Origin of the sequence: Acinetobacter faecalis, assembly GCF_034187745.1 — a bacterium.
Taxonomy (GTDB): Bacteria; Pseudomonadota; Gammaproteobacteria; order Pseudomonadales; family Moraxellaceae; genus Acinetobacter; species Acinetobacter faecalis.
In genome coordinates, this window is the sequence record NZ_JAXHPF010000004.1 from 165,477 (window position 1) to 179,943 (window position 14,467).

13 protein-coding genes are annotated in these 14,467 nt (G+C 34.6%); 10 read left to right on the forward strand and 3 right to left on the reverse strand.

Annotated features, from left to right (window positions below; translation table 11 throughout):
* Positions 1-9 precede the first annotated feature (9 nt).
* From dapF to SKM54_RS05955, 3 genes are all read left to right on the forward strand, one after another.
* Positions 10-855: a diaminopimelate epimerase gene (gene dapF, locus SKM54_RS05945; RefSeq protein ID WP_321087938.1), complete on the forward strand. Its 846-nt coding sequence runs from the start codon at positions 10-12 to the stop codon at positions 853-855.
* Positions 856-976: 121 nt separating this feature from the next.
* The gene (gene xerA, locus SKM54_RS05950) at positions 977-1,897 is read left to right on the forward strand and encodes a site-specific tyrosine recombinase/integron integrase (protein WP_321094695.1); all 921 of its coding nucleotides are present in this window, start codon (positions 977-979) and stop codon (positions 1,895-1,897) included.
* A 215-nt stretch (positions 1,898-2,112) separates the two neighbouring features.
* A complete protein-coding gene (locus SKM54_RS05955) occupies positions 2,113-2,484 on the forward strand; it encodes a hypothetical protein (RefSeq protein WP_321094697.1) in 372 nt (123 codons plus the stop codon).
* Positions 2,485-2,553: 69 nt separating this feature from the next.
* On the opposite strand, the gene SKM54_RS05960 is transcribed toward SKM54_RS05955, so the two are convergent.
* Entirely contained in the window at positions 2,554-3,048 is a 495-nt protein-coding gene (locus SKM54_RS05960) for an Lrp/AsnC family transcriptional regulator (protein ID WP_154772720.1), read from the reverse strand.
* Positions 3,049-3,161: 113 nt separating this feature from the next.
* Between SKM54_RS05960 and SKM54_RS05965 the strand changes: the two genes are divergently transcribed.
* From SKM54_RS05965 to SKM54_RS05995, 7 genes are all read left to right on the forward strand, one after another.
* On the forward strand, positions 3,162-3,767 hold the full coding sequence (locus SKM54_RS05965; RefSeq protein WP_321094700.1) for a LysE family translocator: 606 nt from the start codon (positions 3,162-3,164) through the stop codon (positions 3,765-3,767).
* A 504-nt stretch (positions 3,768-4,271) separates the two neighbouring features.
* Positions 4,272-5,024: an electron transfer flavoprotein subunit beta/FixA family protein gene (locus SKM54_RS05970; protein WP_154772722.1), complete on the forward strand. Its 753-nt coding sequence runs from the start codon at positions 4,272-4,274 to the stop codon at positions 5,022-5,024.
* Positions 5,025-5,042: 18 nt separating this feature from the next.
* Entirely contained in the window at positions 5,043-5,975 is a 933-nt protein-coding gene (locus SKM54_RS05975; RefSeq protein ID WP_321094702.1) for an FAD-binding protein, read from the forward strand.
* A gap of 527 nt (positions 5,976-6,502) precedes the next feature.
* Positions 6,503-6,973 carry a hypothetical protein gene (locus tag SKM54_RS05980; RefSeq protein WP_321089124.1) on the forward strand — a complete coding sequence of 157 codons (471 nt, stop codon included), beginning with the start codon at positions 6,503-6,505 and terminating at the stop codon, positions 6,971-6,973.
* A 306-nt stretch (positions 6,974-7,279) separates the two neighbouring features.
* Positions 7,280-10,246, forward strand: a complete 2,967-nt coding sequence (gene gyrA / locus SKM54_RS05985) for a DNA gyrase subunit A (protein ID WP_321089123.1) — start codon at positions 7,280-7,282, stop codon at positions 10,244-10,246.
* An 81-nt stretch (positions 10,247-10,327) separates the two neighbouring features.
* Complete coding sequence (locus SKM54_RS05990; RefSeq protein WP_321089263.1) at positions 10,328-10,768, forward strand: DUF3887 domain-containing protein; 441 nt, start codon at positions 10,328-10,330, stop codon at positions 10,766-10,768.
* 306 nt (positions 10,769-11,074) lie between these two features.
* Positions 11,075-12,103: a hypothetical protein gene (locus SKM54_RS05995; protein WP_321094704.1), complete on the forward strand. Its 1,029-nt coding sequence runs from the start codon at positions 11,075-11,077 to the stop codon at positions 12,101-12,103.
* Between the two features lie 207 nt (positions 12,104-12,310).
* Here the strand turns inward: SKM54_RS05995 and SKM54_RS06000 are convergent, their stop codons facing one another.
* Together SKM54_RS06000 and gltP are read right to left on the reverse strand one after the other, a co-directional pair.
* Positions 12,311-12,694 carry a hypothetical protein gene (locus tag SKM54_RS06000; RefSeq protein WP_321089121.1) on the reverse strand — a complete coding sequence of 128 codons (384 nt, stop codon included), beginning with the start codon at positions 12,692-12,694 and terminating at the stop codon, positions 12,311-12,313.
* Between the two features lie 172 nt (positions 12,695-12,866).
* Positions 12,867-14,156, reverse strand: a complete 1,290-nt coding sequence (gene gltP / locus SKM54_RS06005) for a glutamate/aspartate:proton symporter GltP (protein ID WP_154772726.1) — start codon at positions 14,154-14,156, stop codon at positions 12,867-12,869.
* Between the last annotated feature and the right edge of the window lie 311 nt (positions 14,157-14,467).

The following is a 14,467-nucleotide window of genomic DNA, read 5'->3' on the forward strand; positions in this document are numbered from 1 at the left end:
TAATTCTAAATGTTATTAGAATTCACTAAAATGCATGGCTTAGGCAATGATTTTATGGTGATTGACCTCATTAGCCAAAAAGCATTTTTAGATACGGTGACTATTCAGCGTTTAGCAGATCGTCATTTTGGTATTGGTTTCGATCAACTATTAATTGTTGAACCACCAGATGTACCAAATGCAGATTTTAAATATCGTATTTTTAATGCAGATGGTTCTGAAGTTGAGCAATGTGGTAATGGTGTACGTTGTTTTGCTCGTTTTGTGCATGAGCGAAAATTAACAACAAAAACCAAAATCAAAGTTCAAACGAAAGCAGGCATTGTTGAGCCTGAACTTGGTCTAAATGGCTGGGTTCGTGTGAACATGGGTTACCCAAAATTCTTACCGCAAGAAATTCCATTTTTTGCAGATGAACCTGAAAATCTTTATGACATAGATTTGCTCAATAATGAAAAATTGACCATTGATGTTGTAAATATGGGAAATCCACATGCGGTAACAGTTGTTCCGAATGTGTTAACTGCTGATGTAGCTAATATTGGACCACAAGTTGAATCTCATGAGCGTTTTCCACAGCGTGTAAATGCGGGTTTCATGCAAATCATTGATGAAAAACATGCACGTTTACGTGTGTTTGAACGTGGTGTAGGTGAAACACTTGCTTGTGGTACAGGTGCATGTGCTGCTGCTGTTTCAGGCATGCGCCGTGGTCTGTTAGCAAGTTCAGTTGAAATTGAATTAGCAGGTGGTAAGCTCTTAATTGAATGGAAAGAAGGCGATGTTGTTTGGATGACAGGTCCAACAGCAACTGTTTTTGAAGGGCGTATAGATTTACGTTATTTCCAACCTTAATTAAAAGTATTAAAAAGCCCTGATTTTTCGGGGCTTTTTTATATGAAATAAAAATGAACTGGATATAAATTTGTTACACTCACTTTTTATATTAAATTAGTTTGAAATGGAGGATGTTTAGATGCAACAACAAGCTATGCAACTACTCTCCATGTGGTTAAAAGAACGAGAAATTCAAAATCAATCTAAACATACATTGCAAGCATATTTTCGAGATGTATCTGACTTTTTAAATTATTGTGAAAATCAAAAATTAGAATTAAATAATATAGAAACAACAGATTTACGTAGTTACTTGGCAAATAAAGTTGAACGACATCAATTAAGTTCAAGTAGTTTGCAACGCATGCTTTCATCTATTCGACAATTTATGAAATGGGCAGAGCAAGGGCAATATTTAGCTTTTAATGTAACGGATGATTTTCAGCTCAAGCGTCAGCCAAGACCTTTGCCAGGTATGATTGATATTGAAACGATTAATCAAATTTTAGATCAGCCAGAACCTGAGTCTGAAGTTCAAAAGCAATTATGGATTCGAGATAAAGCGATTTTAGAGTTGTTGTATTCGAGCGGTTTGCGCTTGGCGGAAGTTCAGGGTTTAACTATTCGAGATGTCGATTTTAATCGTCAATTGCTTAGAATTACAGGTAAAGGTAATAAAACTCGCGTTGTTCCATTTGGTGAAAAAGCGAAAAATGCAGTAATGCAATGGTTGCAATTGTATCCATCTTGGCATGGGGATTTTGTACCTGAAGCCAATATATTTATTACGCAAAAGGGACATCCTTTAGGTGCAAGACAAATTGAAAATCGTGTGAAATTCCAAGCGCAAAGGGCGGGTGTAAATGTAGATTTGCATCCGCATTTATTAAGACATTGTTTTGCAAGTCATATGTTGTCAAATAGTGGGGATTTACGTGCTGTACAAGAAATGCTTGGACATAGTAATTTAACCACAACACAAATTTATACGCATGTCGATTTTGACCATTTGGCGCATGTTTACGATCAAGCACATCCTAGAGCACAAGCTAAAAAATAGTAACAAATAAACAGATTTTGTCGGTGCTATTTAAATAAAAGTAATGTTATTGTAAAAGTCAGAAAAGATGGCTTTTTGAACTAACGTAGAATAAAAAGAAGTCAATTTTTAAGGTATAAAGGTATTAGTGAAAGTGGTTGCATAAAACATGACTATAGTTTTTTCGTTCCACTGGATGTATTGATAAATAATTGTTTTTAAAACAAGGTATAAAAATGATTTCAGACGTTCAAGAAAAGTATGATCAATTATCACCAGCGCAAAAAGAAATTTTTGCTGGTTATGGCTTACGTCAAGTGAAGCATTTTGTTGAAATTAGCTTGCCTAAAATTGAGGCTGCATTACCTGAGGGCGCACAGGTTCAAGGAATTAATGCTGAAGGAAAAGTCCAAGCAATTAATCCAGTTACAAAGCAAACATATTTGTGGATTTCAGACCTAAATTGGCAAGAACGTCCCATTGCAACAGAAAACATTGATTTAAAAGAAGATGCGATTGCAGTTTGGGAAATTTTTGGTTTAGAACAATATGAACTTATCGATTTAAGTCATGTGCATCGTGATTTTTTAGAGTCGGTTACAGCGTAATTCAATCTATTTAATAAAAAAGCATAGTTCAAACTATGCTTTTTTTGTTTTGATGATCATTCATTTTCTTTAAAGGTCATTAAGTGGTAGCTCTGTACTTTGTTTAATAATTTGACTTGGTAAATCAGTTTTTACACTAGTGATGCCATTCTTTTTGGTTAAATGCGTCGATTGAAATTTGCGGTAACTTTCTAAGTCGGGAACAATGACTTTTAGCATTGCATCGCACTCACCTAAAATAATATAGCATTCCATCACCTGAGGAAGTTCTTTCATTGCCTCAATAAAGGTATCAATGGTTTCAGCATCTTGTGCAACCAACCAAATGCGAGAAAATAAAATGAGTTTAAAACCAATTTTATGTTGATCGACAATTGTGGTGTAACCCTGAATTACGCCTGCTTCCTCTAATAACTTTACTCTGCGCAAACATGAAGATGGTGATAAACCAATTTCACGAGATAAATCATTATTTTGGATACGACCATTTTTTTGTAGTTCAGAGATGATACTTTTATCGATTCGATCAAGCTTTACTGAAATAGACTTAGATATAATCTTCATAAATTAGAATATAATTCGAAAAATAATATTAATTATAGAATATTTGAAATCCTATTTTAAAGCTTTTCACAGATACTATTTCAACTTTCAGACGCTTGATAAAGGGAAAGGATATGTCTGTATTTGCATTGTTTGCCTTAACGGTAATTCCACTTATTTTCACACCAGGACCAGATATGCTTTTTATCCTGTCACAAGTGATGGGTAAGAATGCAAAAGCGGGCATGATGGCAACTGTAGGTGTATGTTCAGGTTATTTGGTACACTCGATTTTAGTTGCTTTAGGTATTGCAGCCATCATTGTTTCATTTCCTATTTTGTTCGAAACGATTCGTTGGTTAGGTATCGCTTATCTTCTTTATTTATCTGCGAATTTACTTAAATCTGTATTTAGCACCAAGAAACTAAAAATTGAGCAAAAAAGTACATCGACCCCAATTAAGAAAGGTTTTTTCACTGCGCTTTTAAACCCCAAAGGCATGCTTATTTATTTTGCAATTTTACCGCAATTTATAGATAAGTCCGGGAATACAGTGAGCCAAGGTTTAATTTTATCTTTAATTTTTATTACGTTGATATTTGTTGTGTATTGCGCTTTAAGTGTTATTTTCGCCAAAATTACGCAAAAAACTCAAATAGATGAACGTAAACAAAAAATAATTGATGGAACTTCTGGTGGATTATTGGCAGCCGCGGCAACATGGCTCATTATTAATTAAGCCGAAGAAACAGAAATAGTATAAAAGCACATCAATCATGATGTGCTTTTTTTGTTTGGTCGCAGAATAATGAAGTTATGCAAGCGAACAAAACTGGAAGATATTCTTTTTAGTTAGAAAAATAGGATGCTCAATATAAATAAATGAGTCTAAAAATGTTGATTTGCTTTTTCTGCCAAAGCTTTAGTTTTAAAAGATATTAAATGAGATGTATTTTGTGGCTTAAATGAATCAATAGTTTTGATGATGTAAATCAGATAAAAAAATAATATAAATCAATGGTTAAAAAATAACTAAATTTATTATTTTTCATTTAAAAATATCATCAAAATAAAAGTGTGAACGCATCGTTCAAGGATTTTTACGCATTTTTACAGGTCTTTATTGAATTGTGACTTGACCGAAATGCCATACGCATTGCAAGATAGGACACCTAAAAAATTTAAGTGAAGAGTTGTAAAATTCTTCTCAACATTTACATTTGCTAAAACAGCCGAGGATTACATGAAGGCTCTTGTTGCTGTAAAACGTGTGGTTGATGCCAACGTTAAAGTTCGCGTTAAACCAGATAATAGTGGGGTTGACCTTACTAACGTTAAAATGTCAATTAACCCATTCTGTGAAATCGCAGTGGAAGAAGCGGTTCGTTTAAAAGAAAAAGGAACTGTTTCAGAAATCGTTGTTGTTTCTATTGGTCCTAAAGAAGCTCAAGAACAAATCCGTTCGGCAATGGCACTTGGTGCTGACCGCGGTATCTTAGTTGAAGCTGATGACAGTCAACTCGGTGCTCTTGAAGTTGCTAAAATTCTTAAAGGCGTTGTAGACGCTGAACAACCTCAATTGGTTCTTCTTGGTAAGCAAGCAATTGATGATGACTCTAACCAAGTAGGTCAAATGCTTGGTGCACTTCTTGGTGCAGGTCAAGGTACATTCGCTTCAGAAGTTAAAGTTGAAGGCGACAAAGTACAAGTTACTCGTGAAATTGACGGTGGTTTACAAACTGTTGAACTTGCGCTTCCAGCAATTATCACAACTGACTTACGTTTGAATGAGCCACGTTATGCAGCTCTTCCAAACATTATGAAAGCGCGTAAAAAACCGCTTGAAACTAAGTCACCTGCTGATTTTGGCGTTACAGCTACAACTAAACTTAAAACAGTTAAAGTTGAAGCTCCTGCTGAACGTAAAGCTGGCGTACAAGTGAAATCTGTAGATGAGCTTGTTGAAAAACTTAAAAACGAAGCGAAAGTGATCTAATACAGAAGGATAAAAATCATGAGTATTTTAGTTATCGCTGAGCACGACAACAAAGCACTTAATGGTGCAACTTTAAACGTTGTTGCTGCTGCGCAAAAAATTGGTGGTGATATCACTGTATTAGTTGCTGGTTCTGGCGCTCAAGCAGTTGCTGAACAAGCAGCGAAAGTTGCTGGTGTAAGCAAAGTTTTACTTGCTGATGATGCTGCTTATGCAAACCAATTGGCCGAAAACGTAGCTAAATTAGTAGCTGAATTAGGCAAAGGTTATACACATATCCTTGCTGCCTCTACAACAACAGGCAAAAACGTACTTCCACGTGCGGCTGCGCTTCTTGATGTAAGCATGATTACTGATGTAATTGCTGTTGATGGTGCTAAAACTTTTAAACGCCCAATTTATGCAGGTAACGCAATTGCAACTGTAGAATCTGGTGAAGAAATTGTGGTTGCAACTGTTCGCGGTACCGCATTCGATCCTGTTGCTACTGAAGGTGGTGCAGCTAGCGTTGAAGCGGCTACTTCACAAGGCGACGCAGGTATTTCTAAGTTCATTAACGAAGAAATTGTTAAATCAGAACGTCCTGAATTAACAGCTGCTCGTATTGTTGTGTCTGGTGGTCGTGGTGTAGGTTCAGGTGAGAACTATCACGCTGTACTTGATCCATTAGCAGATAAGCTTGGTGCTGCTCAAGGCGCTTCACGTGCTGCGGTAGATGCAGGCTTTGTACCAAACGATATGCAAGTTGGTCAAACAGGTAAAATCGTTGCTCCTGACTTGTACATCGCTGTTGGTATTTCAGGTGCAATTCAGCACTTGGCAGGTATGAAAGAGTCTAAAGTAATCGTTGCGATTAACAAAGACGAAGAAGCGCCAATTAACTCAGTAGCTGATTACTGGTTAGTAGGCGACTTGAATACTGTTGTTCCTGAATTGGTTTCTAAAATCTAATTCTTGAATAATGTATAAAAAAGCACTCATTTTTGAGTGCTTTTTTTGTTGTGAAAATAAAATTGCGACATAAATTTTTATCGTATTTATTGGGGGGAAACGAATAAATAAATACATCTCATAATTTAAATTTTCTTATTATTCTTTAATTTAAATAAATAGTTAAGTCGATTTATTTGTTGAGTCACTAGAATCTAATTCTAATTGGTTTTTATTTCCTTAGGGTTATTTTTTATTTAAATTATTGATTTTAAAAGAGTAATACTTTTAACTCTTATTGATTTTAAAACAAACAATACAAATATGTTACAATTACTTAAATTCTTTTATATCACTTATTACAAATGTCTGTAAATTTACTCCGCGTTATTGGTATCTCTTTATTATTAATATTTATATATATAGGTATTTCTCTCCATACTGCTTTTACGGCGCCTTTGGTTGTTACAGAATATCTATTTAGTGAACAAGGGGCGTATGAAGTATTTAGCCCTTTATTGTGGTTTGTATTGGCGTTTCTTTGTCTTGTGAAGCTTAAGTTGCAATTTAGTACGCGGATATTGACAGCACTTGCTGCGCTTATGCTTGGTTTGCGCGAAATGGATTTGCATAAAAGCTTGTTTGAAATGAGCTTCATTAAAACCAACTTCTATAAAAGCCCTGATATTGCATTAACAGATAAATTACTAGGTTTTACACTGTTAATGGTGATGATTTATGTTCTTGTGGCTTTAGCGAAACGTTTTTATAAGGTTTTACGTAACATTAAACAAGATTTAGATATTTCATATGTTTACGTTGTATTTACGATAGGTATTGCGGCTTTAAGTAAGGTATTAGACCGTATGACATCTCAGTTAAACGAATTGTTTGATATTCAGTTAATTCGTTCTACACAGGTTGCCATTATGACTGCGGAAGAGTCTTTTGAGATGTTATTGCCAGTTTTACTTATTGTGGCTGTATTGAGTTATAGAAACTTTAAATTCGAAAAATAATTAAAAAATGTGATAAAAACATGCGCAAATTTGGCGCATGTTTTTTTATCTAGATTACAAATTTTTGAACTTACTCACGGAAAAAAATAACTAAGTGAAAAATACAAAATATTGTATAAAAAACATCTAAATATTTAAGAAAATTGATAAGATAAATTGGTGTCAGAACACACAAAAAAAGAGTGTCTATGCTATAATATATAGCTATGTTTTTATTTTTTAGTTGGTCTGTTTTAGGCTAACTTTTTACTGATTTGACGATATATAAATGCGGGCAGAATTCTGCTTGTATAACAAGGAGTATGCATGAGCGTATCGGAAATTAGACCGATTGCCATTGAGGATGAACTTAAAAGCTCATATCTCGATTATGCAATGAGCGTGATTGTTTCACGTGCTTTGCCTGATGTACGAGATGGTTTAAAACCAGTTCATCGTCGTGTGCTTTTCGCAATGCACGAATTGGGCAACGACTACAACAAAGCGTACAAAAAGTCTGCTCGTGTGGTGGGTGACGTAATCGGTAAATATCACCCGCATGGTGATTCTGCTGTATACGAAACAATTGTTCGTATGGCACAAGATTTTAGTTTACGTTATCAATTGGTTGATGGTCAGGGTAACTTCGGTTCTGTCGATGGTGACAGTGCAGCAGCAATGCGTTATACCGAAGTTCGTATGCGTAAACTTACCCATGAACTTTTAGCAGATCTTGAAAAAGATACTGTTGAATGGGAAGACAACTACGACGGTTCTGAGCGTATTCCTCAAGTAATGCCAACACGTGTACCTAACTTACTCATCAATGGGGTAACAGGTATTGCAGTTGGTATGGCAACGAATATGGCACCGCATAACATGACTGAAGTTGTGAATGCGTGTTTAGCTTATGCCAATAATCCAAATATTAGCATTGAAGGATTGATGGAACACATTTCTGGTCCAGATTTCCCTACAGGCGGCATTATTTATGGTAAATCGGGCATTATAGATGCTTACCGTACAGGTAAAGGTCGTCTACATATCCGTGGCAAATACCATTTTGAAGAAGATCAAAAAACAGGTCGTACCACGATTGTGTTTACTGAAATCCCTTATCAAGTAAACAAAGCAAAAACCATTGAGCGTATTGCTGAATTGGTTAAAGAGAAAAAACTTGAAGGTATTTCAGAGCTTCGTGATGAGTCAGATAAAGATGGTATGCGAATTGCCATTGACTTAAAACGTGGCGAAAATGCTGAAGTGATTGTGAACAACTTGTTCCAAAACACTCAGTTAGAAAATTCATTCAGCATTAACATGGTTTGCCTAGATAATGGTCAACCTAAGTTGATGAATCTGAAAGATATCATTGCTGCTTTTATTCGTCATCGTCAAGAAGTGGTAACACGTCGTACGATGTTTGAATTACGTAAAGCACGTGAGCGTGGTCATATCTTAGAAGGTTTGACTGTTGCTTTAGCAAATATTGATGAAATTATTGAAACCATCAAAACATCTGCAAACCCTCAAGAAGCGCGTGAGCGTTTACAAGCGGGTGAGTGGGCTGGTGGTGGTGTTGTTGCGCTACTTGAAAAAGCAGGCTCAATTTCAATTCGTCCTGACGAAATTGAAGGTGAAGATCCGAGTCGTCCATTTGGTTTAGCGGGCAATGTATACCGTTTATCACCAGCGCAAGTTAATGCGATTATGGAACTTCGTTTGCATCGTTTAACAGGTCTTGAACAAGACAAGTTACATGCAGAATATAGCGAAATTCTTGCAACAATTGCTGAATTAACTGCAATTTTGAATGACTTCAATTTATTGATGGATGTTATTCGTGAAGAATTAGCACTTATTCTTCAGCAATATGGTGATGCACGTAAGACAGCAATTGTAGAATCACGTATCGACTTCTCTCGTGAAGATTTGATTCCTGAAGAGCAAATGGTGCTTACAGTTTCTAAGACGGGTTATGCAAAAACTCAACCATTGTCTGACTATGCCGCACAGCGTCGTGGTGGTCGTGGTAAGTCTGCAACGTCAATGAAAGAAGATGATTACATTCAACATCTGATTGTGACATCTAACCATGCAACGGTTCTTTGCTTTACCAACGTAGGTAAAGTGTACCGTCTGAAAGTGTATGATGTGCCGCAAGCATCTCGTGGTTCAAAAGGTCGCCCAATGGTGAACTTATTACCACTGGATGAAAATGAGACAATTACAGCAATTTTACCTGTAGTTGATGCACCGAAAAAATTCAAAGAACGTTTGGCAGATTTCAAAGCATTTGTGAAAGCGAATGCTGCAACGCTACAAACAAATGAAGTGATTAATAGTCATTATACAGAGCTTGAAGCAGCCTTAACTGAGTCTGAAGATGGTGCTGATGATATTTCTGATGCATTACGCATTCAGTTGAAACAGCTTGGTTTGGAGTTATCTACAACCGATCTTGACGATGAAATTGTTAATGACTTTGCTCAGCAAGCTGAAGCTGTACGTAAAAACTTCTATGTATTTATGGCAACAGCATCGGGCACAATTAAACGTGTTGAATTAGAACAATTTAGTAATGTTCGTTCTAATGGTTTACGTGCAATTGAGCTGAAAGAAGAAGATACCTTAATTGGTGTTGCAATTACCGATGGCGAACAGCAAATTATGTTGTTCTCGAACGAAGGTAAAGCAATTCGCTTTGCTGAAACAGATGTACGTTCTATGGGACGTTCTGCAAAAGGTGTACGTGGTATGCGCGTAACATTTGCAGCATCTGTTGTAGAAGATGATGTTGAAACAGATGTAGATTCAGATGATGAAGATACAGATTCAGCATTCATTAGCCGTATTGTTTCATTGGTTGTTGTTCCAGAAACTGGTGAAGTACTTTGTGCTTGTGCAAATGGTTATGGTAAACGTACGCCAGTAGGCGACTTCCCAACCAAAAAACGTGGCGGTAAAGGTGTTATTGCAATTAAGACATCTGAACGTAATGGTGAATTGGTTGGTGCAGTTTCAATTGATGAAAGCAAAGAGTTAATGCTTATTTCAGATGGTGGTACATTAGTACGTACACGTGCATCTGAAGTTGCAACAACGGGTCGTAATGCTCAAGGTGTTCGCTTAATTCGTCTTGGAAATGAAGAAATTCTTGTTGGTGTGGTTTCTGTAGAAGCTGTAGAAGAAGATGACTTTATTGAAGATGTTGAAGGCGAAACTTCAGAAGTTGAAACAACAAATGTAAATGAAGCTGAAATCGAAACTGATGTAAATCCATCAGAAGATTAAGTTTTATTGTGTAAAAAAGGACGCTTAGGCGTCCTTTTTTTATATACTTAGCAATAGTAAATTCAATGAAAAGTGTAAATGATGAAAGTAAAAATATTGCTTTTGAGTAGTCTGTTTGCTTTAGCAGGTTGTGACAAGCTTGGTCAAAAGGCAATGGATGCTATTCCTAACCCGAGTCCTGCACAGGAACAGGTTGCAGTAGATGCTTATAATGATTTACGAGATAAAAAATTTGATGAGTTTCTGACGTATTTGGAACCTGAATTACAAGCAGAGTTTAATAAAGATACGAAAACTTTACGTAAATTTTCTTATGTTTTGCCAAAGTCTGAGCTTAAGCATAAGAAAATTGTGTCTAAGAAAATTGAAAAATCTACAGATAAGCCAAGTTTATATACGGTCACTTATGAATATAGTTATGATAAAAACTTGGTTCAGTATGATGTAAGTTTTGATAAGCCAAATGGCAGTACGAAAATTCGTAAATTGAACGTTGCTGTATTTGGTGAATCTACCAACTAATAATGAAATATGGTTTGTAAAAAAGGACGCTGAAGCGTCCTTTTTTGTTATTCATACTTGGCATGATGCTCTGATGGTTTTTTAAGGATTTATAAATAATTTTGAGAAATATTAATTGCTTGATGACCGTGAAATGTGAAAAATCATTAAAAAATCTAGAAATAAAGTATCTAGATTTTTTGTACGCAATAACATTTTAATTTGAAAGGAAAAATTAATAGAATTTCGTATAACGTGTATTATGTTAATTTTAGAAACAATTAACAGTTTAATTGAGCCAAACCACTTTCATCTAAGGTTTTTTTAATGAATGATTCCTATGAGATTCCTGCTGAAGAAATTCCTCTAGCAGAATCCTTATTTATTACAAGTCATCTAAGTCCTTATCATTATAGATGGTGGAAAGGTCTCACTAAAAATGGTTTCAAAAAAGTTATTAAAAATGAGAGTAGAGAGGCTTTTAAAGTAAATGTAAAAGCTCATCACACTTCATTTGCAGGGAAGCCACTCTCTCAACGATCGTCTGAGTTATTTGATGATATCGTTGATAATCCAGAAAAGTTAAAAATAGATTCTCAATTTCTTCAAGCACTTAAATCACTAAAACTATACCCAAATGATATTTTTCCTGAATGGAATCAGCATGTTGAGATATATAATGTTTTAGAAAAAAATAATTTCCCTCGAAGTAATGCAATTGAAATGTACCTTTTTCTAAAAGATAGTTTTTTTATTGGAGATTATAAAAACTTAATGAGCTTAGATTTACTGATGCACAGAGACTTCAATATATTTCTAATTTTATTTCACCTTGATTCTTTAATCTTTAATGACAATTTTTTCAGTGTATCCCTTTATAAATACTTACTTCTTGGAAAAATAAAAGGGAAAAGGAAATCATCTAGTCATCTATTTTGGAATTTAGTAAAGGTGATCGCATGTATGGAATCGAATAAACAGAAACTTACATCTTTTGATCTGTCTAAAAAAGTTCCAAAAGATGAAGATAGCTTTGCTTTGATAGATGAACCACAGGTTGAGCGTATCAAATATGAAGTAAGACAACTAAAAGAACAGAAAAGGTTTGTTTTCTTATTAAGCGATTTTTATCAAATGGTAGGTGTAGAAAATCTGCATGAAGACACTAATTGTTTTAATGGTTTTTCATTAACAGGTTTATGGCTTATCTATTTATACGTTCCTATTTTGATAAGACCTGGTTCCAACATATTGAAACTTTCAGAAAATGAGATAAATATGATATTTTCTGCTTTTAATAATAAAAATAAATCAGAAAGCACTAATTTTTGGCCTTCTGATTTATTCCATCATTAATGACTATTATTTGCTACGAGGTGGATTGTTTCCACGACCACCACCTGAAGGATTACCCGTAGTACTTGGAGCATTTGTTGGCTTTGACATAGCAATTTCCTTTTTTGACTGTGTTTAGGTAGCACTATTATTGAAGAAGATTGTTATAAGATATATGCGAAAAAACCAAAATCTGTATATATTTTAACCTTATTAACATAATGGCGATTATACGAAATTCTTAAGCTGCTGATATTGTAATAAGTCAATTGGCAGTGCCATTGTATGTACAGTTAAAGTGTCATCTAGCTCCTTCCATTTTTCCAAAAAGTAGCATCCATCTAGTACATACACTGTAGAAGATGACACAAAAAATTCTTCGATTTTCAGACTCTCAGTATTTTCAATTGTTTTAATTGAATAGATATCGAATTGATTTTTATTATTTAAAATAAAGGTAAATAAATTATTATTAATTTCGATAGTTTTTTCAATTTCCTCAAATCCAGATTCTAGATAAACGCTGAGATAAAAATTATTAGAATATTGAATGATTCTAAAATTTGTCTGAAGATTCGACAGATGAAAAATCTCTAGGTAATTTTGTTCCAAGTAAAACCTTCCTAAATTAGTTCTATCATATTAAATCTTCTAGTCATTATTTAACATAAAATCTCTTATACGAATTATTTTTTCGTAACAATCAAACTTAATATGTGACAATCAATTTAAGAAAATAATAAAAAAAGGATGCCTAAACATCCTTTTTTTATTACACAAAGAATTATTTGCTGTTTAACTCAAGCTCATATTCTTTACGTTTATCTTGGTCAAATACGCCTTCCCATTTACTAATTACAAGTACTGCCAAAGCATTACCAATAACGTTCAACGCAGTACGCGCCATATCTAAAATACGGTCAATACCAGCAATGAAAGCAAGACCTTCAAGTGGAATACCTACGCTACCTAAAGTTGCCAATAACACAACAAAAGAAACACCAGGAACACCTGCAATACCCTTAGAAGTAATCATTAAAGTTAAAACAAGGGTAATTTCTTGAGTTAATGTTAAATCAATACCATAGAGCTGAGCAATAAAGATTGCCGCAATACTTTGATATAAAGTTGAACCATCGAGGTTAAATGAATAACCAAGCGGAATTACGAAACTTGTAACTGGTTTTGGCGCACCATAAGCTTCCATTTTTTCCATAATACGTGGTAAAACGGTTTCAGAGCTTGCAGTTGAATAAGCAAGAATCAATTCATCTTTAAGAATTCTGATAATCGTCCAAATGCTGAAGCCACAAATTTTAGCCACAACACCTAAAACAGCAAAAATAAAGAAGAAGATTGCGCCATAAACAAGCAGTGCAAGTTTTAACAATGGAAGTAATGATGAGAAACCAAAGTTAGCAACAGTTGCAGCAATTAGACCAAATACACCAATAGGTGCAAACTTCATGATCATGTGAACAACTTTAAACATTGTTTCAGAAACAGCGTTTAATACATTAAGTAATGGTTGTTTAACTTCTCGATCAAGTGCACCTAAACCAATACCAAACATTACCGAGAAGAAAATAATCGGAAGCATTTGACCGCTAGTTAAAGCAGCAAAGAAGTTTGATGGAATCACTGAAAGAATGGTTTGAATTAAACCATGATGTGCTTCGCTAACTTGATGTGTTGTTTCTGCATATTTAGAAATGTCGACCTGTGTTAGTGAAGACATATCAATACCAGCACCAGGCTGGAATACGTTTGCAGCAACAAGACCAACAACAATTGCAATTGTTGTAATAATTTCAAAATATAAAATTGTTTTGAAACCAAGCTTACCAAGACTCTGACCGTGACTATTTGCAATACCTAGAATTAACATAGATACAACAAGTGGAACAACGATCATTTTAATGAGCGTAATGAAAATTGAACCCAAAGGATTCAAGAAATTCGTTACTAAATCATCGCGATATTCAGGAGAATAATGTAGGAAAGAGCCTACCAATACACCAACAATAAGGGCAATTACGATTTGCCAAGCAAGGCTAATCTTAATTCTTTTCATACTCAGCTCTGAAAATATAGATTAGGTAAAAGAATTCCGTAGCAAATTCACATCATGATTTCTTATAAAATAAGAAGATATTATGTGAAATATGTAAGCGAATTCGGATGGGGTGTATTTTTGCAGTTAATCTAACAAATAGGCTGTTGTTTTTAGTAAACCGCTGATCGTTTGGTTAATTATTTAACAGTTTAAGTTGATAATTCGATTATTCTTTTAATCTTAATAAGTTTATTAAATTAATTTTCGTATGAATCAGCAACTATTGATTACAAACGGATATGCTTTTCAGGCGATTTATTTGAAATAGA